Origin of the sequence: Eupransor demetentiae, assembly GCF_963930865.1 — a bacterium.
GTDB classification, from domain to species: Bacteria; Bacillota; Bacilli; order Lactobacillales; family Lactobacillaceae; genus Eupransor; species Eupransor demetentiae.
In genome coordinates this window covers 129,605-155,074 of sequence record NZ_CAWVOH010000001.1, presented here as the reverse complement: position 1 = coordinate 155,074, position 25,470 = coordinate 129,605, and the positions used below count along the sequence as shown (strand labels likewise).

At 47.5% G+C, this 25,470-nt stretch carries 23 protein-coding genes; all 23 read right to left on the bottom strand.

All coding sequences use genetic code 11. The annotated features are described in order from the left end of the window. Nucleotides 1-5 precede the first annotated feature (5 nt). On the bottom strand, nt 6-614 hold the full coding sequence (locus ABSY64_RS00825; protein ID WP_349641167.1) for a glycoside hydrolase family 73 protein: 609 nt from the start codon (nt 612-614) through the stop codon (nt 6-8). Beyond that, nucleotides 614-2,341 (bottom strand): thiol reductant ABC exporter subunit CydC, encoded by a 1,728-nt coding sequence (cydC, locus tag ABSY64_RS00820; RefSeq protein ID WP_349641166.1) that lies wholly within the window; start codon nt 2,339-2,341, stop codon nt 614-616. The genes ABSY64_RS00825 and cydC overlap by 1 nt, the downstream gene beginning before the upstream one ends. Next, nucleotides 2,338-4,071 (bottom strand): thiol reductant ABC exporter subunit CydD, encoded by a 1,734-nt coding sequence (gene cydD, locus ABSY64_RS00815; RefSeq protein ID WP_349641165.1) that lies wholly within the window; start codon nt 4,069-4,071, stop codon nt 2,338-2,340. The genes cydC and cydD overlap by 4 nt, the downstream gene beginning before the upstream one ends. 72 nt (nt 4,072-4,143) lie before the next feature. Continuing rightward, a complete protein-coding gene (cydB, locus tag ABSY64_RS00810; RefSeq protein WP_349641164.1) occupies nt 4,144-5,157 on the bottom strand; it encodes a cytochrome d ubiquinol oxidase subunit II in 1,014 nt (337 codons plus the stop codon). After that, on the bottom strand, nt 5,157-6,632 hold the full coding sequence (locus ABSY64_RS00805) for a cytochrome ubiquinol oxidase subunit I (protein WP_349641163.1): 1,476 nt from the start codon (nt 6,630-6,632) through the stop codon (nt 5,157-5,159). The genes cydB and ABSY64_RS00805 overlap by 1 nt, the downstream gene beginning before the upstream one ends. 134 nt (nt 6,633-6,766) lie before the next feature. Then, nucleotides 6,767-7,066 carry a DUF1292 domain-containing protein gene (locus tag ABSY64_RS00800; RefSeq protein WP_349641162.1) on the bottom strand — a complete coding sequence of 100 codons (300 nt, stop codon included), beginning with the start codon at nt 7,064-7,066 and terminating at the stop codon, nt 6,767-6,769. 64 nt (nt 7,067-7,130) lie between these two features. Further along, nucleotides 7,131-8,216: a histidinol-phosphate transaminase gene (gene hisC, locus ABSY64_RS00795; RefSeq protein ID WP_349641161.1), complete on the bottom strand. Its 1,086-nt coding sequence runs from the start codon at nt 8,214-8,216 to the stop codon at nt 7,131-7,133. Next, nucleotides 8,213-8,542 (bottom strand): phosphoribosyl-ATP diphosphatase, encoded by a 330-nt coding sequence (hisE, locus tag ABSY64_RS00790; RefSeq protein ID WP_349641160.1) that lies wholly within the window; start codon nt 8,540-8,542, stop codon nt 8,213-8,215. Before hisE ends, hisC begins: the two co-directional genes overlap by 4 nt. A gap of 1 nt (nt 8,543) precedes the next feature. Continuing rightward, nucleotides 8,544-8,882 (bottom strand): phosphoribosyl-AMP cyclohydrolase, encoded by a 339-nt coding sequence (gene hisI / locus ABSY64_RS00785; protein ID WP_349641159.1) that lies wholly within the window; start codon nt 8,880-8,882, stop codon nt 8,544-8,546. Beyond that, complete coding sequence (hisF, locus tag ABSY64_RS00780; RefSeq protein ID WP_349641158.1) at nt 8,876-9,640, bottom strand: imidazole glycerol phosphate synthase subunit HisF; 765 nt, start codon at nt 9,638-9,640, stop codon at nt 8,876-8,878. The genes hisI and hisF overlap by 7 nt, the downstream gene beginning before the upstream one ends. Then, nucleotides 9,627-10,352 (bottom strand): 1-(5-phosphoribosyl)-5-[(5-phosphoribosylamino)methylideneamino]imidazole-4-carboxamide isomerase, encoded by a 726-nt coding sequence (gene hisA / locus ABSY64_RS00775; RefSeq protein ID WP_349641829.1) that lies wholly within the window; start codon nt 10,350-10,352, stop codon nt 9,627-9,629. Before hisA ends, hisF begins: the two co-directional genes overlap by 14 nt. After that, nucleotides 10,333-10,968 carry an imidazole glycerol phosphate synthase subunit HisH gene (hisH, locus tag ABSY64_RS00770; RefSeq protein WP_349641157.1) on the bottom strand — a complete coding sequence of 212 codons (636 nt, stop codon included), beginning with the start codon at nt 10,966-10,968 and terminating at the stop codon, nt 10,333-10,335. Before hisH ends, hisA begins: the two co-directional genes overlap by 20 nt. A 12-nt stretch (nt 10,969-10,980) precedes the next feature. Next, a complete protein-coding gene (gene hisB, locus ABSY64_RS00765) occupies nt 10,981-11,571 on the bottom strand; it encodes an imidazoleglycerol-phosphate dehydratase HisB (protein WP_349641156.1) in 591 nt (196 codons plus the stop codon). Continuing rightward, on the bottom strand, nt 11,564-12,850 hold the full coding sequence (gene hisD / locus ABSY64_RS00760) for a histidinol dehydrogenase (RefSeq protein WP_349641155.1): 1,287 nt from the start codon (nt 12,848-12,850) through the stop codon (nt 11,564-11,566). The genes hisB and hisD overlap by 8 nt, the downstream gene beginning before the upstream one ends. Nucleotides 12,851-12,854: 4 nt before the next feature. Continuing rightward, a complete protein-coding gene (gene hisG, locus ABSY64_RS00755; RefSeq protein ID WP_349641154.1) occupies nt 12,855-14,447 on the bottom strand; it encodes an ATP phosphoribosyltransferase in 1,593 nt (530 codons plus the stop codon). A 330-nt stretch (nt 14,448-14,777) separates the two neighbouring features. After that, nucleotides 14,778-15,620, bottom strand: coding sequence for a histidinol-phosphatase HisJ (gene hisJ / locus ABSY64_RS00750; protein ID WP_349641153.1), 843 nt, complete (start codon nt 15,618-15,620; stop codon nt 14,778-14,780). 23 nt (nt 15,621-15,643) lie between these two features. Continuing rightward, nucleotides 15,644-16,090, bottom strand: a complete 447-nt coding sequence (gene ruvX, locus ABSY64_RS00745) for a Holliday junction resolvase RuvX (protein ID WP_349641152.1) — start codon at nt 16,088-16,090, stop codon at nt 15,644-15,646. Further along, entirely contained in the window at nt 16,090-16,341 is a 252-nt protein-coding gene (locus ABSY64_RS00740; RefSeq protein WP_349641151.1) for an IreB family regulatory phosphoprotein, read from the bottom strand. Before ABSY64_RS00740 ends, ruvX begins: the two co-directional genes overlap by 1 nt. Nucleotides 16,342-16,420: 79 nt before the next feature. Beyond that, nucleotides 16,421-19,102, bottom strand: a complete 2,682-nt coding sequence (gene alaS, locus ABSY64_RS00735) for an alanine--tRNA ligase (protein WP_349641150.1) — start codon at nt 19,100-19,102, stop codon at nt 16,421-16,423. Nucleotides 19,103-19,349: 247 nt separating this feature from the next. Next, nucleotides 19,350-20,684: an aspartate aminotransferase family protein gene (locus ABSY64_RS00730; RefSeq protein ID WP_349641828.1), complete on the bottom strand. Its 1,335-nt coding sequence runs from the start codon at nt 20,682-20,684 to the stop codon at nt 19,350-19,352. Between the two features lie 74 nt (nt 20,685-20,758). Further along, on the bottom strand, nt 20,759-22,183 hold the full coding sequence (locus tag ABSY64_RS00725) for an APC family permease (RefSeq protein WP_349641149.1): 1,425 nt from the start codon (nt 22,181-22,183) through the stop codon (nt 20,759-20,761). Between the two features lie 118 nt (nt 22,184-22,301). After that, nucleotides 22,302-23,918, bottom strand: a complete 1,617-nt coding sequence (locus tag ABSY64_RS00720; RefSeq protein ID WP_349641148.1) for an APC family permease — start codon at nt 23,916-23,918, stop codon at nt 22,302-22,304. A 128-nt stretch (nt 23,919-24,046) separates the two neighbouring features. Further along, a complete protein-coding gene (locus ABSY64_RS00715) occupies nt 24,047-25,429 on the bottom strand; it encodes a gluconate:H+ symporter (RefSeq protein ID WP_349641147.1) in 1,383 nt (460 codons plus the stop codon). Nucleotides 25,430-25,470 lie beyond the last annotated feature (41 nt).

Genomic DNA, 25,470 nt, shown 5'->3' with positions numbered 1-25,470 from the left:
CTTTTTTACTGGACCAAATCATACTGGGCGAGTTGCCAAGTTTTGATGAGGGAAATAATTTTAGAAGCATAGTCCGGATCAGTAGCGTAACCGTCCTTGACCAAGGCTGTGGCTGCTTCCTGGTAGTTATTGGCCGCCAGAACATGCTGATACTGGCTGGGATTCCAAGAAGTCCCTTGCGCCAAAAGGCGGGCATGCGCGTCAATGCTGTCCTGCCAACTGTCATAAACGGCAAAACGGCCACTCACCTTAATCCACTGGCCATCCACATATTCATCCGTGGCCAACTGGACCCCGGCCTGATTGCCGGACGCCTTAATCCCGTATAAATTATGGTAATTTTTGGAAAGTTCGCTCCGGTTCCAGTCCGATTCCAAAATGGCCTGCGCCAGAGAAATCGAAGCCAAAACCCGGTACTGTCTTTGCGCCTGGCGGGCATAGGGCGCTAGCTGGGTGATAAAGGCCCGCTTTTCCTTGTCCACATCGTTTTTCTCTTGAAACTGACTTGGAACAATGAAGGCCAATAAGCACAAAAAGGCTAAGCAAAAGACAGCCAAATAATTAATTTTCTGCTTCGAGCGGCGCCGTCCTGGGCGCCTTTTTTTGGTGGCCATTAAAACTGGTCCATGGCCAACAGGGCCTTGAAGTGGTCCGAATTCTGGGCCAAGTCCTTTGGACTACCCTGCATGGTAAATTCGCCATTTTCGAGGAAGTAAACTTGGTTGACCTCGTCAATCCCCGTCAAATGGTGGGTTACCCAAATAATCGTTCGGTCGGCCAAGGCCGTGAAAATCTGATCCAAAACTTCGTGTTCGGTCTTAGGATCCAAACTAACCGTTGGTTCATCCAAAATGACGATGGGTGCCTGTTGCAAAAGAACACGGGCCAAGGCAAAACGCTGACGTTCTCCACCGGAGAAGCGCTGGCCGGCCTCAAGCATCTGAGTGTGGACCCCATCCGGCAAAGAAGCAATCAAAGGTGCCAAGCCGGCGTCACGTATGGCTGCTTCCACCTCTTGATCACTAACACGCAAATTTCCCATGCGGACGTTGTTCAAGATGGTGGTATCAAAGAGATAGGCTTGCTGATCCAAAACGGCAACCAGCGCTGACAAATCATCAAAATCAGCCGGGTTGTAATCCCCCAGACGAACAGTGCCGTCATCGGGTTTAATATCACCTGCCAAAAGCTTGAGCATCGTGGTTTTACCAGCACCAGACCGGCCTAAGAGGGCCACCTTTTCACCGGAATGAATGGTCAAATCCATATCCCTGATGATTTCTTTTTTGTCATAGGCAAAGGAAACATCTTGGAAAGAAATATCGAAATTTGCCGGCAACTTGCGCTCCTGACGAGCTGGCAATTCGCTTGGTTCAGGCAACTCATTCAAGCGCTTGATACTATCCTCGTAAAATGAGGATTCAGCCACTCCCTGGTTGACGGATAGAAAGGTATCGACCAAGGGAATCAATGCTAGTGAGAAGGCGGCAATGTAGTTACGGGCCATGTAATTCCCAGCATACTGCCAGTCTGACCAGGCCAGCAAGGCAAGCAAAACAATCAAAGCCAAGGCCTGGACCGTAAAATCACGCCACCAACCAAAGCGCATCGATTGATACTTCACCCGTGACAGGGTCTTCATTACCCGGCCCTGAGTCGTGACCAAGTCCTTCTGGCGACCGGACAAAACCCAGTCCTGCATACCCATAATGGCGTCGGTGGCGTCGGTATAGAGTTCGTTTTGCAGGGCCTTTTGCTGAATCACCCGGTGGCGATTCAAGGCAAAGGATAGCCAGGGCAAAACAACCATAATAATGCCGAGCATGAAGAACCAGAAGAGAGCAAAGTAGACATTCAAAAAGCCTAACGCCAGCGAAGAGCCCAAATAAAGCATGATGCCGGCTCCAACTGGAAAAATCGTCCGCAAGTACAAGTTTTGCAACTGGTCCAAATCATCAGCCAGCAAGGACAAAACCTTTCCCGTTTGCAACTTAGAGCGAATTGAGGCCGCAGTACTAGCAGCACTTTGGTAGAGACGGCGGCGAGACTTCGAGACAATCCGCAAAACCCAGTTGTGCGAAACCAGCCGCTCAACATAGCGGAAAACCGGACGGGCAATTCCAAAGCCACGGGTCAAAACAATCGGTACATAAATCAACAAAATATTACTTGGTCTTTGCGCCGCACGAGAAATCAGAAAGCCGGAAACAAACATCAGGGCCGCTGCGGCAAAAATCGTCATGAAGGAAAGTACGATTGACCAGAGCACACCCCATTTTTGTGCCTTTAAGAAAGGAAAAATCCAGCGATCTGTTCTGATTAATTCTCGGAATTTTTTCATAGCTGTTCCCCTCCTGACTGCATGGCATGGCGTAACTGATTGAGCTGACTATCGGCCTGAGCCAAAAGTTCTTCCGGCTGCCCCTGCTCAACCAAGTGGCCATCGCGCATGACTAGGACGTAGTCCATCTGCTTCAACCAGTGTAAGCGGTGCGTGGCAAAGAAGACCAAATGCTTGTTAAAAATCGGTGCCATGGTCTGCTTCAAATCAAACTCAGTCTGCACGTCCAAGTGCGCCGTCGGTTCATCAAAGAGCAAAACGTGCCGGCTGGGGTCCAGGAACATGCGGGCCAAAGCCACACGCTGCGCCTGACCACCGGACAACTGTCGGCCCCCTTCACCGATAATGGTTTGCAGACCCTCGGGCAAGTCAGCCAAAAGCTCGCTTAAGCCAGCTTGTTCAACCGCTTTTTGCACTTCTGCTTCGCTTGCAGCTGGCGTGTAAAAACGCAAGTTATCCAGCAAAGTGGCGTGGAAAAGATAAGGTTGCTGCGGCATGTAGAAAAACTGCTTTTGCCAGTCCTCTTGGGCCAAGTGGGGCAAGCTTTGTCCATCGATGGCAAAGGCTGTCCCCTCTTCCGGTTGCAAGAAACCACCCAGAAGATTAAGCAAAGTCGTTTTCCCTGATCCTGACTCACCAACAATGGCGACCTTTTCAAAGCCCTTGACCTTGAAATTCAAATCGGACAAGGTCGTCTGCTCATCATAAGCGAAGTCCAAATTTTGGACAGCCAACTCGTCATCTTCCTGCCAAGAAGCCAATTTCAAGGCATCACGATCAGCAGGCAAAGGCTTATGCAGAACTTCCAAGACTTCAGTCAAAGCATTCTTACCGTCCAAAGTGGCGTGGTAGTCATCGGCGAAGTTTCGTAGAGGCAGGAAATATTCCGGCGCCAAAATCAAAATCGACAAGGCTGGCAAAAGGGTCATGTGACCGTTCAACAAGTCCAGCCCCAAGAAGACCGCCACAACGGCAATCGACAAAGTTGTGAAAAAATCGAGGGCGAAGGTCGAAGTAATGGCAATCACCAAAGTTCGCATGGTCGTCTTACGATAATCTTCTGAAATGTTATAAATCTCACGGCCATAAGGTCGGGCCAAACCCAACTGCTTCAATGTTGGCAAACCGCGCAAGCCGTCCACGAAGCGATTGTTCAAGTTTTTAAAGTTCGTAAATTCGGCATCCGCCTTCTTCTGCGCCGCCAAACCCAGGATAATAAAGAAGATAATCACCACAGGGAAAATGACCAAGAGGAAAAGACCCTGCTCCCACTTGAAGTACAAAATGGCCAGCAAAACAATCCAAGGAATGACCGACAAATCGAGCATCTTAATCAAAAGCAGCTGGAAGTAATTTTTAACGTTATCCAGGCCGGCAACCAAAGAAGTCACGGCGTGACCGGTCCCAAACTTGGCAATTAAGGGTGCTCCCATTTCAGCGTACTTGGCCAACAAACGCACACGGTAACCCTCAACGACCTTACCGGCAAAATGAGACATCAACTCGTTTTTCAAAACCACTAGAAGCTGACGCAGCAAGAATGAAACTGCGAAGGCCAGCACTGAAGTCATCACGGATGCCAGGGTCTTCTTAGACCACAAGGCCACGATAATTTGCGCTAAAAAGACACCCTGCCCGACAATGGCAAGAGCTTGGAGCACAATTAAAACTAATAATGCCAAAATCGTTCGCTTGATTTTAGGCAATTCCAATAAACGCTTATCGAACATGGGCACCTCATTTTGTCTGTTATATGTACAAAAACGCTCACAATTTACATTGCAAACGTTTTTCTATGAATATTATTCTACCACTTTTTTAGCAACAATCCGCTTACGGAAGACCCAGAATGACCAAATCTGGTAAGCCAAGACGATTGGCAAAATGGTTCCGGCGATGATGGTCATCACCTTCAAGGTATAAGGACTTGATGATGATCCAGCAATCGTCAAGCTGTGGGCTGGGTTATCGGCAACCATGACACGTGGGAAGAGTCCAACAAAGAGCAAGACAACCACTTCGACCAGCGTCAAACCTGACAAGATAAATGGCCAACCTTCAGCCTTACGAATGACCGTTAGGTACCAACCCAAGAGCGTCGTCAAAACAATCACGACCAAGATGGCCAAGGTTGCAATCAACTTGTCTTGGAAGAAGTCCGTATAGAAGAAGAGCAAAACGGCGAAGATTGCTTCACCAGCCAAAAGCGTTGGATAAGCAAACTTCAATTGTTCTGCCGCACGGCCACGCATATCACCATCAATACGCAAACGCGTGAAGTTCAAACCGTGAACGTAGGACATCGCAACCACTGCAATACCACCTACAACCGTAAATGGCGTGAAGTAGTCAAAGAAGCTAGCGGAAACGTTTCCCTGTGCATCCATTGGGGTACCGGATACCATAGCGGTAAAGAGGACACCCAAGAAGAATGGCACGAAGAAGGAAGCTACTGAAATCAAGCGTTCCCAGAGCAAGCGAGAAACAAGCGATGGCATGTACTCACGAAATTCGAAAGAAACACCACGGTAAATCAAGGCGAGCAAGACGCCCAATAAAATCAAGTAGAAACCTGAGAACAAAGAAGCATACCAGTATGGGAAGGCGGCAAAAGTAGCACCACCAGCCGTAACCAACCAAACTTCGTTTCCGTCCCAAGTAGGACCGATCGTTTCGTAGAGGGCTTCACGTTCGTGTTCGTCACGAGCCAAAGTTGTAAATTGCATTCCAACTCCGAAGTCATAACCTTCCAAGAAGAGGAAGCCGGCCCACAAAACCGCAATTAAGATAAACCATAAGAACTGTAATTCAGACATTATGCTTTGGCCTCACTTTCAGTTAAATCATCGTAAGGATCACGATCAGTCGTGGTTTCCTCTTCTTCGTAATCAGGACCCTGGTGCAAGGTACGGCGTGAAAGCCAAATCATAACACCACCGAGGGCTGAGAAGGTCAAGAAGTAAACAATGTTTGAGAACAAAAGTGATGCAGCTGAAACGTTTGGTGAAACCGCATCCGCGATGGTCATCAAGCCGTAAACAACCCATGGATAACGACCCAATTCAGTCACGAGCCAGCCGGCCGTGTTGACACAGAATGGGAAGAAGGTCATAACCCCCATTACCCAAAGGAACCAGCGCTGTGACAAAATCAAAGTTGACTTCTTGCGGTTAAACCACAAGGCCACTACAGCAACCAAGGCAAGCAAACCGGCACCAACGGCCATGACACGGAATGAGTAGAAGAGCGTGTTTTCAGGAACGTAGTAGTTCTTGACATCGCCCTTTGGCTTACCGTACTTGGCTTCGAATTCCTTTTCAATTTCGGTTGTACCCTTGGTGGTACCACCAGTCAAGGAGTGGTGACCCAAGATAGAAAGGACGTAAGGCACTTCAACCTTAGCGATTGACTTGTGTGTCTTAGGATTTGTAACGGAAATAGCTGCCCAAGGCTGAGCCTTATCCTTACGCTTTGATGAATCGATGGTCTCGTCGACCCCTTCCATCGCGGCGTACTTCATTGGTTGCATACTCTGCAATTCAAAGGCGTGTTGGTCACCAGTGATAAATGAACCACCCAAACCAATCAAAGCAACCACTAAGGAAACGTTGATTGACTTACGGAAGAACAAAATTTGGCTGTCGCCCTTCCTAAGCTTCAAAAGCTTGAAGGCTGACATACCGGCAACGATGAAGCCGGCCGTAACCAAAGTTCCCACAACAACGTGGGGGAACTCAATCCACAACTGCTTATTCGTTAGCAATTCGGCGAAGTTGGTCAAAACGGCACGACCCTTGTTGTTGTCGATGGCGTAACCAACTGGGTTTTGCATAAAGGAGTTCGCAGCCAAAATCCACAATGATGAAATCATTGAAGAGAAGGCAACAATCCAAATGAAGACCGCATGCAACCATGGCTTGAAGCGATCCCAAGTAAAGGACCACAAACCAATAAAGGTTGATTCGGCGAAGAAGGCAACCAAGGCTTCGACCGCCAAAGGTGCCCCGAAGATATCACCGACGTAACGAGAGTATTCAGACCAGTTCATACCGAACTGGAATTCCTGAATCAAACCGGTTACGACCCCGACCGCAAAGGATAGCAAGAAAATCTTGCCCCAGAATTGGGTCATCTTCTTATAGATGGGATCTTTCTTGATCACGTATAGCGTTTCCATGACTGACACCACGACCGCCATACCGATTGACATCGGCACGAAGAAGAAGTGGAAAATCGTTGTCATGGCAAACTGGAAACGTGCTAGATCCACGATTCCTACTAAAGTATTCATAACTTTTCCTCCAGATAGTTCCAGAATGTTCCGTTTTGTGAAACAATTCAACAAATCTATTTTATCACTTGATAAAGCATCTGAAAAGTGTTTTTCACAAATAAAAAAGCACCGCCTAAGCAGTTACTTTTACTTTAATTAAAATTCGAATCGTCATCGAGGAAGGTGTTCAACACTTCTTCGACCATGTCCCATTCACGATCATCTTCAATAGGAAGCAAGTCTTCTTCTTTGGCTTCCCCATCTTCGTTCGGATGGAAAATGTAAGCTTGGACATCAACCTGTTCATCTTCTTCAACACCATCGGGAACGAGCAAGATGTAATCCTTGTCGTATTCTTCAGAATGGAAAGTGAAGAGTACTTCGTAAAGGGCTTCGTCACCGCTCTCATCAACCAAGGTAATCTTATCGATTTGTGGGTTCTTATCTGTCATGCTTTTACCACCTCAAATTAGTACCCTCATTATAACTTAGCCAGCGTCAAAGACCAACAAAAATTTATTCCGCAGGTGCCGATTGGACGTAGTCCTTAATAATGGTGCGAATGGCTTGATTGTCTTCCGGCTTACCTAGAGTTAAACGAATGTGGTTTGGATCTAAGCTGCTCTTAACTTGGTAACCCGATTGCAAGAGGCGTTCTGCCAAACGGGCCGAATCTTTCATTTCAAACCAAATAAAGTTGGCGGTTGAGGGATAAAACTTAATGCTGACTTCCTTTAAGAAGGCTTGGAAAATCTCGCGTTCTTTCGCCACTTTGCTAACGACTTGAGCCAAAAAGTCCTGGTCCTGAATGGCCGCCGCTGCTCCCGTAATTTGGAAGTTTGACAGGTTATAGGGCAGGCGCACTGCCTGCAAAATGCCTGCTAGTTTTTCAGGTAAGATGGCATAACCGACCCGCAAGTTTGCCAGGCCATAAGCCTTGGAAACGGTTCGCAGCACCACCAAGTTAGGATACTTAGCCACTAGGGAAACGCAGGAAGCTTGGGCATTTCCAGAAAATTCATAGTAAGCTTCATCGACCACCAAAATCACGTTATTCGGCAAGTCCTTTAAGAAGGCCTCAATGTCAGCAACCTTTTCTTGGACACCGGTCGGATTGTTCGGGTTGGCTAGGAAAATCAGGGCCGTCTGATTATTAACCCGCTTTAACATCCCCGCAAAGTCAATTTGTCCAGTCGCAGCTTTAATGGGCACGGCAACCGTTTTCGCCCCTTCAATTTCGGCGTGAATGACGTATTCGCCAAAGGTCGGATCCGGCACAATCATCTCTGAACCCGGCGTCAGAATCGTGCGGGTTAAGAGTTCAATGATTTCATCGCCACCATCACCGAAGACTAGGGAATCTTCGGCAACCCCTTCTTGTTGCGCCACAGCCCGGCGCAAAGGACCTGCTTGACCGTCCGGGTAGTAGTTTAGCTGGCTAAGATCAATTCCTTTAATGGCTTCGATAGCCTTGGGTGAAGGTCCGTAAACGGACTCGTTCGATGACAAGCGCACTAACTTGCTCAAGCCGTACTTTTTCTTAATTTCCTCGACGGTCACTTCGGCCTTGTAGGCCTTCAATTTTTTCACAAATGCTTTCATGCTTGCGTCCCCCGCCAATCCTTACGTTCGTGCAGACGGGACTTGGTTCCCACGCGAGAACCCAGTTCTTCCTTAATATCGTCAAAGGACAAACCCTGTTCAACCAAAAGGACCATCAAGTGAAAGAACAAATCAGCCGTTTCGTAGCGCAATTCTTCTTGATTGTTTTTGGCCGCAACGATCACTTCGGTGCTTTCCTCACCAACCTTTTTCAAAATCTTATCGAGGCCCTTTTGGAATAGATAGTCCGTGTAAGACCCCTCTTTTGGATTCTCCTTGCGGTTCAAGACGTATTCGTATAGTTCTTCCATTGATTGTTCAGCCATTTTACTTCTCCTTTGTTTTATCCAAAACAGTGTTAAAAAAACAAGTTCTTGCGCCAGTGTGACAGGCCGGTCCGGCGGGTTTGACAGCAATTAAAAGGGTGTCAGCATCACAGTCAAGCGTGATACTTTCAACTCGCTGGGTGTTACCCGAAGTGGCTCCCTTGTGCCAAAATTCCTGGCGGGAGCGCGACCAGAACCAAGTTTCACCGGTAGCCAGAGTTTTTTGATAGCTCTCAGCATTCATATAAGCCAGCATCAGGACTTCCTTGCTGTCGACATCAGTGACAACTGCAGGAATTAAGCCGTCCTGGCCGTTTTTTTCAAAATCAGGTTTTAGCATCGCACGGGCACCCCCTTTGCTTGCAGAGCCGCCTTTAAATCAGCAATGGCAATCTGTTTGTAGTGAAAGACAGAGGCGGCTAGAGCACCATCGACGTCCGTTTTCAAAAATAATTCTTCGAAATCTTCGATTTTACCGGCCCCACCGGAAGCGATGATGGGAACATCAACCTGTTGGCAGAGGTACTGATAAAGTGCAATATCGTAGCCCTGCTTGGTACCGTCAGCATCCATGCTGGTCACGAGTAGCTCCCCTGCTCCGGCCTTGACGACGGCCTGGGCCCAAGCACCGACTTCCCAATCCGTGGCTTCTTGACCACCCTTAATGTAAACGCGGTAGCTTTTTTCAGCAACATCCCACTTAACATCAATGGCCACAACCATGGCTTGGGAACCGAACACTTCGGCGCCTTGCGTGACCAAATCAACCTGTTTCACCGCAGCGGAATTAAGGAAAATCTTATCGGCCCCGGCCTGGATAATTTTTTTCATGTCGGCTAATGAACTAATTCCCCCGCCCACGGTTAGCGGGATGAAGACCTGGCTAGAAACATCGTCGACCACTTCTTGGGCGGTTTTGCGGTCTTCTTGGCTGGCAGAAATATCGAGTAAAACCAGCTCGTCAGCGCCCAAATCCTGGTATTCCTTGGCAATGGCAACGGGGTCCCCAACCGCTTGCACATTTTGGAATTGAATGCCTTTGACGACCCGTCCGTTTTTGATGTCCAAGGCAGGAATAATTCGTTTATTTAGCGTCATCTTCTGCCTCCTTCAAACCGGCGAGGGTTAACTGGCCGTCGTATAGAGCGCGGCCCACAATAATGTCGTCCAAACCAACCGCCTGAAGTGCTTTAACATCGGCTAGGCTGGCAATGCCACCACTGGCGATGATTTTACTTGTAGGAAATTTCTTCTGCAGGGTCAACAAGAAGTCAATGTTCGGCCCAGCTAAAGTGCCGTCGCGGCTAATATCGGTCACGATAAAGTTGCGCACACCATATGCTGACATGGCTGCGATGATTTCATCAAAGGTTTGTTCGGAACCAGTCAACCAGCCTTCCGTGGCAACTTTGCCGTCTCGTCCATCGACGCCCACAACGATTTTGTCAGGGCCATACTTTTCAAGCGCTTGCTTGACTAAAGCTGGATTTTTCAAAGCGACCGAGCCCAGGATAACCCGGTTAATGCCCAATGACAGATAGGAATCAATTTGCTCCATGGTACGAATGCCACCACCCAATTCAATAAAAAGCTTGCTTTGCTTGCGGATTTTTTGAATGGTTTCTAGATTAACCGCTTGACCGGCCTTGGCACCGTCCAAATCGACGAGGTGCAGGTGGTCGAGTCCGGCGGCTTCGATTTCTCGAACCTGAATCAAAGGATCGGGATTAATGACCATTTCTTTGTCGTAGTCCCCTTGGTAGAGGCGGACGGAGCGACCACTTTTTAAATCAATTGCTGGAAGGATCATAAGCATTTACCATTTTCTTGAAATTCTTGAGTAGTTGGAGGCCAATGGAACCGGATTTTTCAGGGTGAAATTGGGTCCCGAAGACGTTTTTATTGACCACCACGCTGGGCACTTCCACTTGGCCAAATTGAACAGAGGCAGCTAGATTTTCCGGCTGAGTCCGGGCGTAATAGGAGTGGACAAAGTAGGTTGCTTCATCCTTGAGGTCCTGTGTTAAGGGATTTTCCTGCTGCACCTGGTTGTCATTCCAACCCATCTGAGGAACTCGGTAACCTGGTTGAGCCGGTAATTCAATCACCTTACCTGGTACCAAACCCAACCCTTGCGTATGGCCGAATTCGCTTGATTCATCGAAGAGTAGTTGCATCCCCAGGCAGATTCCCAGCACGGGACGGCCACTATCCGCAAAGTCTCGAATCGGTTGGACCAAATTCTTACTGTTTAAGGCCTGCATCGCCTTGTTAAAGGCACCCACTCCCGGAATAATGAGGGCCTTAGCCTGGGCAATTTCATCAGCTTGATCCGACAGGCGGCCCGAAAGGCCGACAGCTTTCAAGGCCTTCATGACGTTGGCGATGTTGCCCGCTCCGTAATCAACAATCGTAACTTCTTCCATGCTGCCTCCTTCTTAAAGCATTCCCTTGGTCGAGTTAAGCCCTTTAATTTCTGGATTAACCGTGACGGCCTGACGCATGGCGCGTCCGGCGGCCTTGAAAATACTTTCAATCTTGTGGTGGGTATTGCGGCCGTATAAATTGCTAATGTGGATGTTAGCCCCGACGGCGTCGGCGAAGCCCTGCCAGAAGTCCTCAACCACTTCGGTTTCCAGGCTACCTAGTTTGGGTGCATCAAAGTCGGCTTGGAAAACTAAATAAGAACGGCCCGACAAATCAACCACCACGCGACTGAGACATTCATCCATCGGCACGTACTGCGCGCCATAGCGCTCAACCCCCATTTTGTCCCCTAAGGCTTCGCGAAAGGCTGATCCGAGGACAATGCCCACATCTTCAGTGGTGTGGTGGGCATCAACATCTAAATCACCCCTAGCCTTAACCTTCAAACCAAAGCGACCGTGCTTGGCGAAGAGGGTCAGCATGTGGTTGAGATAGCCAATCCCAGTGTCAATTTCAATGCCCGACTGTTCGTCTAGATCGAGGGCTAGTTCAATTTGCGTTTCAAAGGTATCGCGTTGAATACTTGCTTGTCGTTTAGTCATTTTGCTCACCTCGAATTTCAATGGCACGGGCGTGGCCGTCTAGTCCTTCCGTTTCTGCCAAAGCGATAACATTGCTGGCATCCCGTTGCAGAGCATTTTCTGAATAAGATAGGTACTGAATGCGCTTTTGGAAGTCCCAAACACCTAGGGCAGAACTAAAGCGTGCCGTGCCACCCGTTGGCAAAATGTGGTTAGGACCTGCATAGTAGTCACCCAGCGGTTCACTCGTGTTTGGTCCTAAGAAGACTGAACCTGCGTTTTGAATTTGAGCCAAATATTGCTTAGGATTTTCCAGCTGCACCTCCAAGTGCTCCGGTGCGACTTCGTTCATCAAGGCCAACATATCGTCAATGGAATCCGTCAAGTAGATAAAGCCCTGCTGTTCAATTGCTTGGCGGGCAATTTCCTCACGAGGCAAAGTTTTGAGCTCGGCTTCCACTTCGTCTGAAACTGCTTGGGCCAAGTTCAAAGAATTCGTAATCAAAATCGCTCGTGCGCGGACATCGTGTTCGGCTTGTGAAAGCAAGTCGGCGGCCAAGTTTTTAGGATTTGCGGAATCATCAGCTAGAATACCAATTTCGGATGGACCAGCAATCATATCAATGGCCACTTGGCCGTAAACGGCCTGTTTAGCCGCTGCAACGTAGGCGTTTCCCGGACCAGTAATCTTGTCAACCTGCGGAATGCTTTCCGTTCCGTATGCCAAGGCCGCAATGGCTTGGGCACCGCCAATTTGATAAATCTTGTCGATACCAGCAATTTTAGCGGCTGCCAAAACGGCTTGGTTGAGCCCTTCCTTTTGGGGCGGGGTCACCATGATGACCTCCTTGACCCCCGCCACCTTAGCCGGGATGGCATTCATCAAAACAGAAGAAGGATAGGCTGCCGTCCCACCGGGAACGTAAATTCCCACGCGGGCTAAGGGCGTAACCTTGGTACCGCGAATCACACCAGGGACACTATCATCTTCGAAGGATTGTGCGACTTCCAATTGGTGGAAGGATTGGATGTTTTGAGCGGCCTTTTCTAAGGCAGTTCGTACCTTTTCATCCAACCGATTATAGGCTTGGTCAATTTCTGCTTTTGATACCGCTAAGTCAGTCAGTTCGATACCATCAAAGCGTTGGCTATAGTCCTTGAGGGCCGCATCGCCTCGTTGGCGAACTTGTTCAATAATGTCGTCCACTCGCTGCTTGATGACCGGATCAACAGTTTGTTCGGTTGCTTGGCGAATCCGCTTTTTAATGCTGCTGAGGTCTTCGTTTTCAATAATCTTCATCCTGCTATCCTTCTTTCAGCTCTTTCATTAAATTCTCGATTAGCTTGGTCAATTCAGTTTGGTGCTGAAACAAAGCGCCCCGCCTTACTAGAAGATGGGTCGAAACCGGTACCAGTTCCTCGTAGACTTTTAGTTTGTTGGCCCGTAAGGTATCGCCAGTTTGGGAAATATCAACGATGGCGTCGGCTAAGCCGGTTAGAGGTCCTAATTCTACAGACCCTTCTAACTTAATCAGTTCGACATCCTGTCCCCGGCGGTTAAAGTACTGGCTAGCCGTCTTAGGATATTTCGTTGCAATGCGGTGCCGTTGGTTGCCGTCCAGCTGGAAGCCAGCCGGAGCAGCCAGGACAAATTCAGCTTTGCCACGTTGCAAATCCAAGACATCGTAGTGATTTTGTTCTTGTTCGGCAATCGTATCGGAACCAACCACTCCGATATCGCCGATGCCCCGATCCAAGTACTTCAAAACGTCGCTGGGCTTTACCAAAATGAAGTGGAAGCGCTTATCAGAACTTTCAAAAATTAACTTCCGGCCCGGATTTTCAAGTGGACTGGTATCCACACCGGCTGCTTTTAAGAGGCCGCGGACATCTTCTTCCACCCTTCCCTTCGCCAAAACTACAACGACTGGATCAGGCTGCGTTGCCACTTTTTTTCGAGCGACTAGCAAGCGTTCCAGGTTCATCCCCAAGCCCACGGCAGGATAGAATTCTTCCTGATAATTTTTCAGAAGTTGGTCATAACGGCCGCCGCTGAAGAGGTTTTCCCCAAGAATTGGAAGAAATCCTTGGATGATTGGTCCGGTGTAATAGGGCTGTGGTGCCTGGACCGCCAAATCAACCATGACCTTAATGTCCGGATAGTTGGTCTGAACAAAGGCGGTTAGCTTTTGCCACTTAGCGGTTATCCCTTTCAAATTTGGAAAAGCTGCTAAAGCTTCAGCAACTTCATCCGCCGTCTTACCAAAGGCCAAAGGCCAATCTTGCAAAATAGTGGGCAAGCCCTGCAAGTGAGCGGTTAAACGCTTAAACTTGGAAATGTTTTTTTCCTCAATTGCTGCTTGAATGGCTTCTTGTTGTCGAGCGGTTAAGTCTGGAAAATTTGCTAGGACGGCTTTGATTAAACTGGCATCGCCCAAAACAATCTGTAGGTCATTTAAGTCAAATTTTTGGGCAATGGCCAACATGATTGCGAGGCCCTTTTCCTCAGCCGATAAATTTTCATCACCGATAATTTCAATTCCGGCTTGGCTAATTTGGTTGTACTGGCCGGACAGGTAAGGGGTCTTACGCACCACGTCATCAATATAGTAAAGCTGCTTGGGCACCTCCTCGCGACAGTGGCTCTCAATGAAGCGCGCAACCGGCAGTGTCATGTCAGGCCGTAAAACCAAGTTGTCGCCCTGCTGATCATAAAGTTGGAACATATTTTTGGCTGGATAGCTCTCAAAGGTACTTTGCCGTTCAATCAAGGGGGTCTTGATTGGCGTAAAGCCTGCCTGATTCAAATAGTCACTAATTTTAAAAATGATTCTTTGCTTTTCCCTCAGTGCACTGCCATATTCATCCCGCGAACTGGCTGCTAATAGTTTTCCCATTTTCCCTCCCGAAATTGCTGAAAATAAAAAAACGCCCTTGTTAACTAAATTAATAGTTAACAAGGACGTTTCCACGTGTTCCCACCTTGATTCCTTCTCCACTTGCGTAAAGAAGCTCAACCACCTGCTAGCACAGGCGAAGATGGTAACGGAGCTTACCCGGGACAAATTTGCATTGCCCTGCTCACTGGTGTGTTTCAACAAAGTTCTTGGCGCCCATCTCAATGCGTTAGCTTAGGCACTTTCTGTACAAGAAGGATTTGTTTACTCTTCCAATTTCAGCAATCATGTTTAATTTATGACTTAATTATAATAAGACTCTCATTTATGTCAAGAGTTTTTCATAATATTTTCAGAAATTTCTTCGTAATGCAAACCAAGATCAGCAACTTGATGGGCATCAGAACCGTAAACAAGTGGGATGCCAAGCCTTTTAGCCCGCTGTACGATTGCCGCCGTAGGATAACTTTCACCATTATCTTTTTTACGAAAACCAGCCGCATTGTAGTCAATTTCGTGACCGCCTGCCTTGATTAAGGCCAGAATTCGGTCAATTTGGGCCTGCACTTCAGGTGAGAAATCCGGCAAATCAAAGCGCTTCTGATAAATTCGAATCAAGGTCAAATGCCCAACTCGAACTTTAATCCCCAAGCGGTCGGCAAAACGAATACTGTCCTCAATTGCTTGAAAATAACGAGCAAAAAGCTGCTGTGGCTGGTCCAAATCAGGCCCAAAGTATTGCTCAAAAGTCTCCGCATCATAATCAATCGCGGCTAAATCACCCTTTTTGTCCGGGAGAAAGTGAACGGACAGAACAATTTCGTCCCACCAGCCCTTTTCCTTTTCCAAAAAGACTTGGATTTCGTCTTCGTAGTCGGCAAAATAATCGACCTCGAAACCGCGCTTGATTTTAATTTGCTGACCGTATTTTGCTTGTGCTTCTTCAACCAAACTTTGATAGTCCTTTAATTCACGATCATAAAGAGCGGAATCATAACGGGCCTTTTCCGGCTGATTAAAGGACAGCAAAAAAGGAGCCGGTAAGGGCGCATGTTCAGTGACAACATACTCATCAAATCCCAGTTCAATGGCGCGGTCAAGATAAGCAGATAGCTGCTCCTGACTGCCATGATGGGAGTAGATCGTGTGAGTGTGACCATCCTTCTTACGCATAAGGCTCCTTTTTGACTATTTAGTTATTTGCCCAGTAAACCCTGTGTGAGCTTACCGTGGGCGTCTAAGTAATTCTGCAAAATCAATTCCGCAGCAAGTTTATCAATTACTTTTTTACGCTTCTTGCGTGATACATCGGCTTCTTCCACCAACATCCGCTCGGCTTGAACAGTGGTCAAACGCTCGTCTTGGAAGTCAATTGGCAAACCAAAACGTTCTTCAACCATCTTACCATAGGCACGAGAAGCATCGACACGCGGACCTTCGGTATTATTCATATTCTTTGGCAAACCGAGGACAACACCCTTAGCTTGCTTTTCTTTGATGATTTCACCCAAGCGGTCTAAACCAAACTCCTTGGCCTCTTCATCAATTCGAATAATTTCTACGCCTTGGGCCGTCCAACCCATGGGATCACTTACGGAAACCCCAACGGTCTTACTCCCGACGTCTAAGCCTAATAGTCGCATTACTTTTTCAAATAGCTGTGCACGAGTTCTTCGATAATCTCGTCGCGTTCATGACGCTTAATTAAATTACGGGCATCATGTAAACGCGGAATATAGGCCGGGTCCCCGGACATTAAGTAGCCCACAATCTGGTTGATTGGATTGTAACCCTTTTCTTCCAAGGCATCATAAACAATCACCATTGTTTCATGAATGTCCTTTGGAAACTGGTTACCAAAATCAAATATCGCTGTCTCATCCCCTACACTCATCGTACACGCTCCTTTCTTTCGCATTCTTGTTGTTAATGAACATTATAACAAGTTTTGAATAATTCTTCTAATTATCTTCTTATTTTCCCTTGATGTAGCTCTTGGCATCTTCCAAGGCTTGATCAATTCCAGCCGGGTTCTTACCACCGGCTTGGGCCATATCAGGACGGCCACCACCGCCACCACCAATTGCTGGGGCAATGGTCTTAATCAAGTCACCGGCCTTAATACCGGCTTCGTTGGCTGCCTTATTGGCCGCAACCAACAAGTTCACCTTATCGTTAATCACGGCTGCCAAAACAAGCAAGTCGGAAGGCTTTTCTTGCTTCCAAGTATCAGCCATTTGGCGCAAACCGTTAGCATTGGCAACCTTAATTTGAGCCAACACAGCAGTATGGCCATTCAAGGTTTCCACCTGATCAAAAATCTTTGCGGCAGACAAGTTCGCTAACTGAGCTTGCAAAGAGTCCAACTCAGCTTGGCGTTGCTTAGCTTCTGCCAAGAGTTCTTCCACTCGCTTGGGCAGGTCCAAAGGCTTTGGCACCTTAAGCAAATCAGCGGCAGCTTGCAAGCTTTCCCCTTCATCTTCAAAGGCCGCCAAGGCTGGCAAAGAAGTCAAGGCTTCGATACGGCGAACACCAGCTCCAATTCCAGATTCGTTGGTAATCTTGAAGACCCCAAGTTCACTGGTGCGAGCCACGTGGGTTCCACCGTCTAATTCACGGTTAAAGTCTCCGATTGAAACAACACGCACTGTATCGCCATACTTGTTGTCGAAAACAGCGACAGCGCCTAATTCCTTGGCTTGCTCAATCGGCATTTCTTCCCAGGTAACCGGCAAGTTCTTAGCAATTTCACCGTTAATCATGGTTTCAACTTGCTTCAAAACGCCCTTTGAGACAGGACCTTCGTGCGTAAAGTCAAAACGCAGGTAATCGGGTTCAACAAGAGAACCGGCCTGGTGGATGTCACCACCGATGACGTTACGCAAAGCTTGGTCCAACATGTGCGTAGCCGTGTGGTTACGGGAAACATTCGTGTGGCGTTCCAAATCAACTTGCAAATCAACTACATCTTCAAGGCGGAAGTTTTCAGTCACAAGGACCGTGTGAATGTGTTGGCCGTTAGGACCATTTTGGACATCCGTTACTTTACCAAGCAATTGACCCTTTTCATCACGAATTTCACCTTGATCGGCAACTTGACCACCCATTTCGGCGTAGAATGGCGTCTTATCAAAGACCACTTGTACCGTATCGTCAGCTTGAGCTTCTTCAACCAAGCTATCGATACCCTCGTCGTCCTCGCTGATGATTGCCACGACTTTGGCGCCCTGTACGTCAGTTTGATTCCAACCAACATAGTCAGAATCGACCTTCAAGTCGGTCAAGACAGCATTTTGGACGCCCATTCCGTTATCGGTTCCACGCGCATTACGAGCGCGCTGACGCTGCTCTTCAAGGGCAACCTGGTAACCTTCTGTATCAACGGTCAAGCCAGCATCTGCGGCCTGTTCTTGCGTCAATTCAAGTGGGAAACCATAGGTATCGGAAAGCTTGAAGGCATCGGCACCAGAAATCTGCTTTTCATCAGCATCCTTGGCAGCCTTAATCACGTCGTTCAACATGGCCAAACCGGCCTTCAAAGTCTTGTTAAAGCGCTTTTCTTCGGCGTCAACCGTCTTTTGGATTCGAGCGGTGTTGGCCTTCAACTCTGGATAGTAAGATTCCATGATTTCAGCAACGACCGGAACCAAAGATGACAAGAAGTTACCCTTGATACCCAGCTTTTGACCGTGCAAAACCGCGCGGCGCAACAAGCGGCGAATGACGTAACCACGGCCTTCATTGGAAGGCAAAGCACCATCTGAAATGGCAAAGGAAACGGCACGAATATGATCAGCAATGACCTTAAAGCTGACGTTTTCTTCCGTATCTTCCTTCTGACTGTAGTGGTAGCCATCGGCCAACTTCTCTGTAGCAGCAATGATGGGCAAGAAAAGATCCGTGTCAAAGTTCGTTCGTCCGTTTTGGAAAACCGAAACAACACGTTCGAGGCCCATTCCCGTATCAATATTTTTATGAGGGAGTTCTGGGTACTGTGAGTTATCGGTCAAACCAGGCAAGTGGTTAAACTGTGAGAAAACAATGTTCCAGATTTCAAGGTAACGTTCGTTTTCGCCACCAGGATACATTTCTGGATCATCAGCTGGAATGTCCATGAAGTCTTCACCACGGTCATAGAAGATTTCTGAATCGGGACCGGAAGGTCCTTCCCCGATATCCCAGAAGTTATCTTCGACTTCGTAGATGTGACCATCGGGCAAATCGGTCTTGTTTTGCCACAATTCCTTAGTTTCCCGGTCCTTTGGATAAACCGTTACATAGAGCTTTTCCTTGTCCAAGCCGTACCATTCGGGACTGGTCAAAAGTTCCCAGGCCCAAGGAATAACTTCGGCCTTGAAGTAATCGCCAATTGAGAAGTTTCCCATCATTTCAAACAAAGTGTGGTGACGGGCCGTCTTTCCTACGTTTTCGATATCGTTAGTACGAATAGCCTTTTGGGCATTGGTAATGCGGTGCTTAGGTGGCACAACCGAACCATCGAAGTACTTCTTCAAAGTGGCAACCCCTGAGTTAATCCACAACAAAGTGGGATCATCTTCGGGAATCAAACTTTTTGAGGGCACCACCAAGTGATCCTTTGACTCGAAAAAGTCGAGGAACATTTGGCGAATTTCTGCGGATGACATTGATTTCATCGTATTTTCTCCTTGGTACAAAATAAAAAGACCATCACAAATGCGGACGCGCTACCGTGGTACCACCGCAATTTGTAATGATCATTGATCTTTACCTTAATTCTCATAACGCTGAGTAGCGGTAACTTTCGTTACAGACGGTTGGGAGCACAAACGTTAAGCGCCCGGTACTTCGCAGCAAACAGCACCTTTCTGAAGAGCAAATCTCAAGCTTGCATATCCAACTTTTAAAGTCATTATAGCATAATCACCAACCGATATGGCCGGATTTCTTCGGTTCACCGAGCTTACCGGCTGCTTCTTCCGCACAGGCCTGTTCAATCATCGCAAAGGCTTGCTCAAGCTCTTGATCGGTCATGACCAAAGGTGGCTGGAAACGCAAAGTGCTTCCACGCAAGGAAATCATAATGGCCCCCAACTCGAAGATTCGATAAATCAAGCGGTTGGTGATGGCGACATCGCCTTTTCCGTCTGGTCCAACAATGTCGATGCCTCCATCAAAGCCGTACATGCGGACATTGCCGATGAAATCGTACTTGGCCTGCAAGCCTTCGAAGAAAGCCTTGGCCTTGGCACCCAAATGAGCAGAGCGCTCCACCAACTTTTCCTCTTTAATAACGTCGAGGGTAGCCAAGGCAGCCGCTGCCGTGACTGGGTTTCCCGCCGTCGTATAGGTGTTGGCTGGCGCCTGCAAAGCATCCATAATTTCTTTGCGACCCACCACAGCCGACAAAGGCAAACCGGAAGCAATCGACTTTCCAATTGCCATCAAATCCGGTTCAATGCCAAAATTATCAATGGACCACCACTTGCCGGTTCGGCCCAATCCCTGGTTAACTTCATCAACGGCAAAGACGATGCCATTTTTACGGGTGAAATCATAAACCAAGTCCATGTATTCCTGCGGTGCTTTCACAATGCCGCCATCCCCTTGAATTGGTTCGATGAGGACCATGGCAGTCTCGTCAGCAGGCAGATAGGTTTCAAAAGGCAACTTAAACTGTTCGAACATGCGCAAAGAGAAATCGTGATCGTTCTCCCCCGCCTTGCGCTGTAGATGATCCGGATAAGGGACCTTAACCACGTTGGGCAACAAGGGCCCAATCTTACGCGTCATGTTCAAGGAAACCCCGGAAACGGTAATCGACCCATAGGTTGAACCATGGTAGGCCCCAGTGAAGGAAACGATGTAAGAACGCCCCGTATAGGCCCGGGCGAATTTAATCATGGCATCGTTGGCATCTGAACCGGAATTACCAAAAATAACACCCTTGTCAAATTCACCTGGTATGACCTCTGTTAAACGATCGACCAATTTGGCCGTTGTCGTATTAGCAAAATAGGCCGGTGTGTACTGAATCAACTTTTGGGCTTGCTCCGTAATGGCTTGAACGACCTTAGGGTGACTGTGCCCCGTGTTCGTTGCAGAAGCGGAGGACAACAAATCCAAGTAAGTCTTACCATCCGCATCCGTAATGGTGGCACCCTTACCGTGATCAATTGCGATGTCGAAATACTCCATTCGACTCGCCGGCGCTAAAGTCTGCGCCTCGCGTTGTAAAATTTCTTTATTATTAGAAATAGCAGTCACCTCTATCATTTTTATTTAATAATAATACAATAAAAAAGCCTTCGGTTGAAGGCTTTTAGGAAAGTTTATTTCAATTTGCTGTTCCATGAACCATAAGCAGCATAGACAATCACACCAATGATAAACCAGATTAAGGCTGCCCATTGGGCGTCAGAATCCAGCTCCATGAATACCCAAACAGCACCTGCAGCTCCCAAAAGAGGCAAAACAGGATAGAGGGGCATCTTGTAACCAGGCAAAGGCAAGTCTTTTCCTTCACGAGGACGAAGCGCATAAATTCCAAGTGAAACCATAGTAAAGGCAATCAAGGTACCCGCTGAAATCAGCCCAGCAAGCTGAGTGAAGGAGAAGATTGATCCAATCAAAACCGCAATCACAGTCAAAACAAGGAGCGCATTGTTAGGCAAGCCCTTCTTATTAACCGTACCAAGGAAGTTTGGCAAAAGGCCATCACGGCCAAAGGCATAAATCAATCGTGAACCAGCCATCATCATTCCGATAATGGCAGTAAACATTCCAGCAAGGGCAACGACTGAAAGCAAGTTCGATACCCATGGGTGTCCGGAGTTCAGCAATGCCCAAGCTGCAGGAGCGGCATTGTTAGCGTACTTGGTATAATGGAACATACCAACAAGAACCAAGGCAACCGCTGAGAAGAGCAAAGTAGCGATTACAAGTGAACCAATAATTCCACGAGGCATTGTCTTTTCAGGATTTTTAGCCTCGGCAGAGTTAGCCGCAATCGAATCAAAACCAATGTAGGCGATGAAGATTTGTGCAGCACCCGCCATAATACCAGGGAAGCCACCAAACTTAGTGCCGGCTACGTGAGCTGGGATAAAGGGCGTATAGTTACTTGGGTGAATGGCAGTCATTCCAACACCAATGAAAATCAAAACAACCAACAATTTCCCGACAACCAAGAAATTTTCCACCTTTGCAGTCGTGCTAGTTCCACCCCAAAGCAAAACTGCCACGATCAACACTGCAATCAGTGAGAAAAGATCAATTACGCCGCCGTTACCAGCAGCGAAAGATCCTGACAGGGCCTTTGGCAAAGCCAAGTGGTAAGAAGAAAGGAAGAGCTTGAAGTTAGCTGACCAACCTGAAGCCACAAAGGCCACGGCGATGAAATATTCTGCTAAGAGGGCCCAACCAGCAATCCAGCCCCAGAACTCACCAAAGACAACACTGGCCCAAGAATAAACGGAACCGGCAAATGGCAATACGGAGGCAAATTCAGCGTAAGCAAAGGCGGTCAAACCGGAAACAACAGCAGCGACCAAGAAACACAAAACAACGGCTGGACCAGCATGATTAGCGGCAACGATACCTGGCAAAGTGAAGATGGCCGTTGAAACAATCGTTCCCAATCCAAGGGCCAACATTTCCTTAACCCCAAGGGTCTTCTTTAGATGTGAATCACTCTGTTCGAAACTAGCTGGTGAAGCGCGGTGAAACCAGCCAGCGAACCATTTTTTAATCGACATATTCTTTCCTCCGAAAGCACTTTATTAATATTCGATTTAATAATACTAGCATTTTTCTCATTATTATTCAAATCAATTTCTAAGAAAAAAGGCCTAACAAGGCCTTTTTAGAATGATTTTAATTCTCTTCAGCAGAATCATCTTCCACTGTGTCGTTAATGCGCTTAGCACGCTTGAAGTGCTTCGTCAAAACGCGACTATCAGTACCCCAGTAGTAGAAACCAAGGGCAACAACGATAATCATCACGAAGTCCAATGGGTAAGGAACGAGTCCAACACCGTTGAATTCCTTTGAACCGATGTAAGACATCAAGGAAAGGACAACCAAGTATGAAATCATCCAGAACGAACCAGTCGCCTGCTTCTTGGCACGGTTCTTATCCCACCCGAGACGCCATTCGTAGAAGAAGTAGAATGGCAAACCAAGCACGATAATCAGGATAACTTCAATCGTCGTAGGCCACATTGCCCAGTAAGTGGCAAGTGAAGCCAAAACAAAGGCAAGTGGTGCCATGAACTTCATGGCCTTAGTTTTAAATGGACGGGTAAAGTTTGGCGCCATCTTACGCATTGAGGCAACGGAAACCGGACCAGTCAAGTAAGCAATCAAAGTTGCCGTTGAGATCACGGCTGCCAAAGTTCCCCATGAACGGAAGACAGAAACCATCAACATTGACAGTACGGCGTTGGTCACCATGGCCAAACGAGGAATACCGTACTTCTTGTTAATCTTACCAAGGTAAGCTGGGATGTGCTTGCTGCCGGCCATAGCTGCAAGAGCACGACCAGTTGAGGCAGCAAAGGAAACGCCAGTACCGAATGGTGAAATGAAGGCATCCGTATAAAGCAGCACAGCCAACCAATGAATCCCCAGCATAATGGCCAAATCGGCAAATGGTGATTCGAAATTAATGCCATGCCAACCACCAGCTGCATGAAGCATTGATGGACTTACGGAAGTAATGTAAGTTGACTGGATAACAATGTACAAGAGCGCTGCAATTCCCATTGAAATAGCAACACCCAAGGCGATATCACGCTTAGGGTTCTTCACTTCGCTTCCCATGTTAATAATGGTCTGGAAGGCGTTGAAGGAGAAGATAATACCTGAAACAGTCGTTGCGGCAAAGATTGGCGCAGTACCGTAAGGCATAAATTCATGCAATGATGAGCCGTAGTTTCCAGGATGGAAGCCAGACAAAGTCAACATGACGATGGTGATAAAGGGCACACCCAGCTTGAAGAAGGAAATAAAGGTCGTAAAGCGCGTCAAAAGCGTCACTGACCAGTAGTTCAACAAAGTAAAGACAGTGATGAAACCAAAGACCACCATCAAACCAGGAGTGGTAATCGTTCCGTGATTCAAGAAGTGCTTGGTCCAGTTCGCCCATGACCATGGCCAGGTTGACATGTACTGAACGGCCGCAACCGCTTCGATTGGAATCAAAGTAACCAAGGAAACCCAGTTGGCCCATGAGGCGATGAAACCAAGCAAAGAACCGTGAGTATAGTTGGCGAAATTACTCATTCCACCAGATTCAGGGAACATCGTTCCCAATTCAACGTAGTTATACGCAATTGTACAAATAACAACTGCCCCAATAATCCAGGACAAGATAGCGGCCGGTCCAGCAACCTTCGTTGCTTCCCATGAACCAAAAAGCCATCCTGAACCGATTAAGGCTCCAAGACCTAGCAGTACAAGTTGAACTAGGCCGACTTTATGCTCTTTCATAATAACCTTTCCGAATGTTATATTTTATCTCAACAAAAAGTGACCACTCAAATTACTTAAGTGATGGTCACTATTTTACAAGTAAGTTCTAGAAAATGCAAATAGCCATCCCAAAGGATGGCTATTATTTAAGCAAAGATTGCTGTCAATGCTAGGATTACGGCTAATCCAGTAATTGAGATGACACATTCTAGAACCGTCCAAATTTGGAAGGTCTGCTTAACCGTCAAGTCGAAGAATTCCTTGAAAATCCAGAATCCAGCATCGTTAACGTGAGAAGCAATCAATGATCCGGCACCAATTGCCAAGGCCACGAAGACCAAAAGCATTTCATTACCAGGGTTGTTGGCCAAAATACCATTAACCACACCAACAGCCGTAATACCGGCAACCGTGGCAGAACCGACGGCGATACGGAGCAAGGAAGCAACGGCCCAGGCAAAGATAACAATCATGATTGGGCTCATTGATCCGTGGGATGAGAATAGGTCAGCGATTTGCTTTGACAAACCTGAGGTAACCAAAACACCACGCAAAGCTCCTCCACCACCAACGATAAGTAGGATACCTGAAACGGCGGCCATACCTTCGTTTAGGGAAGTACCGACCGTCTTCATCGTCTTGCCCTGGAAAATACCCATGGCAAAGATAGCAAAGACCAAAGAAATCGTCATGGCCACCGCAGGGTTAGCCAAGAAGTCGATAATCTTGTAAGTCATGTCAGGATGAGCTGGCGCTTTTCCACCAGTCAAAACCAACTTATAAACCGTCGCAATGATCATGAAGATCAAGGGGAAGACGGAAGTCAAAACGGACAAGAAGAATGATGGTGCTTCATCCAAGTCGTATTCCTTCACTTCACCAACCGCTTCAATGTGGTCGGTAAACTTAAAGGCACCCGGTGCATACTTTTGGGCCAACTTCGTGAAGACAGGACCGGCTACAACCGCCGTGATAATCGATACGAACAAACCGAAAATCAACATCATACCAACGTTGGCACCTAATTGTGAGGCAACGGCAGTTGGCGCTGGTTGTGGTGGCAAGAAACCTTGTGCAGATGACAAGGCCGCGGTCATGGAAACACCCAGGTAGAGCAAAGGAACCCCAGCTTCAATGGCAACCGCAAAGACGATTGGAATCAACAAAACCATTCCAACCCCGAAAATCATTGAAATACCAATGATAAATGATGCCAAGAGAACGGCCCACTGCAAACGCTTCAAACCGAACCAGTCGATCAAAGTTTTAGCAATGCGGTAAGATCCACCAGCATCGGCCACCAAACGACCAATCATTCCTCCAAAGATGAAGATGACGGCATTTGATCCCAAGATATTTCCCATTCCTTCGTTTCCGAGGACGGCGCTTGGAATCTTATCCGGTGACATTCCTAGCAAAATCGCCAAAACAAAAGCGGTAATGACTAGGGAAACAAATGTATTCAACTTGAACTTGGTGATTAACAACAGCAAGAGCAAGATGGATAGCAACAACATGATAAAGGACATAATGTGCGTGCGAAGTTAGATAACTTCTCCTCCTGTAGCGG

Coding starts and splice junctions, on each gene's coding strand:
- ABSY64_RS00825 (WP_349641167.1), bottom strand. CDS start 614: ATGGCCACCAAAAAAAGGCGCCCAGGACGGCGCCGCTCGAAGCAGAAA.
- cydC (WP_349641166.1), bottom strand. CDS start 2,341: ATGAAAAAATTCCGAGAATTAATCAGAACAGATCGCTGGATTTTTCCT.
- cydD (WP_349641165.1), bottom strand. CDS start 4,071: ATGTTCGATAAGCGTTTATTGGAATTGCCTAAAATCAAGCGAACGATT.
- cydB (WP_349641164.1), bottom strand. CDS start 5,157: ATGTCTGAATTACAGTTCTTATGGTTTATCTTAATTGCGGTTTTGTGG.
- ABSY64_RS00805 (WP_349641163.1), bottom strand. CDS start 6,632: ATGAATACTTTAGTAGGAATCGTGGATCTAGCACGTTTCCAGTTTGCC.
- ABSY64_RS00800 (WP_349641162.1), bottom strand. CDS start 7,066: ATGACAGATAAGAACCCACAAATCGATAAGATTACCTTGGTTGATGAG.
- hisC (WP_349641161.1), bottom strand. CDS start 8,216: ATGAAAGCATTTGTGAAAAAATTGAAGGCCTACAAGGCCGAAGTGACC.
- hisE (WP_349641160.1), bottom strand. CDS start 8,542: ATGGCTGAACAATCAATGGAAGAACTATACGAATACGTCTTGAACCGC.
- hisI (WP_349641159.1), bottom strand. CDS start 8,882: ATGCTAAAACCTGATTTTGAAAAAAACGGCCAGGACGGCTTAATTCCT.
- hisF (WP_349641158.1), bottom strand. CDS start 9,640: ATGACGCTAAATAAACGAATTATTCCTGCCTTGGACATCAAAAACGGA.
- hisA (WP_349641829.1), bottom strand. CDS start 10,352: ATGATCCTTCCAGCAATTGATTTAAAAAGTGGTCGCTCCGTCCGCCTC.
- hisH (WP_349641157.1), bottom strand. CDS start 10,968: ATGGAAGAAGTTACGATTGTTGATTACGGAGCGGGCAACATCGCCAAC.
- hisB (WP_349641156.1), bottom strand. CDS start 11,571: ATGACTAAACGACAAGCAAGTATTCAACGCGATACCTTTGAAACGCAA.
- hisD (WP_349641155.1), bottom strand. CDS start 12,850: ATGAAGATTATTGAAAACGAAGACCTCAGCAGCATTAAAAAGCGGATT.
- hisG (WP_349641154.1), bottom strand. CDS start 14,447: ATGGGAAAACTATTAGCAGCCAGTTCGCGGGATGAATATGGCAGTGCA.
- hisJ (WP_349641153.1), bottom strand. CDS start 15,620: ATGCGTAAGAAGGATGGTCACACTCACACGATCTACTCCCATCATGGC.
- ruvX (WP_349641152.1), bottom strand. CDS start 16,090: ATGCGACTATTAGGCTTAGACGTCGGGAGTAAGACCGTTGGGGTTTCC.
- ABSY64_RS00740 (WP_349641151.1), bottom strand. CDS start 16,341: ATGAGTGTAGGGGATGAGACAGCGATATTTGATTTTGGTAACCAGTTT.
- alaS (WP_349641150.1), bottom strand. CDS start 19,102: ATGAAATCAATGTCATCCGCAGAAATTCGCCAAATGTTCCTCGACTTT.
- ABSY64_RS00725 (WP_349641149.1), bottom strand. CDS start 22,183: ATGTCGATTAAAAAATGGTTCGCTGGCTGGTTTCACCGCGCTTCACCA.
- ABSY64_RS00720 (WP_349641148.1), bottom strand. CDS start 23,918: ATGAAAGAGCATAAAGTCGGCCTAGTTCAACTTGTACTGCTAGGTCTT.
- ABSY64_RS00715 (WP_349641147.1), bottom strand. CDS start 25,429: ATGTCCTTTATCATGTTGTTGCTATCCATCTTGCTCTTGCTGTTGTTA.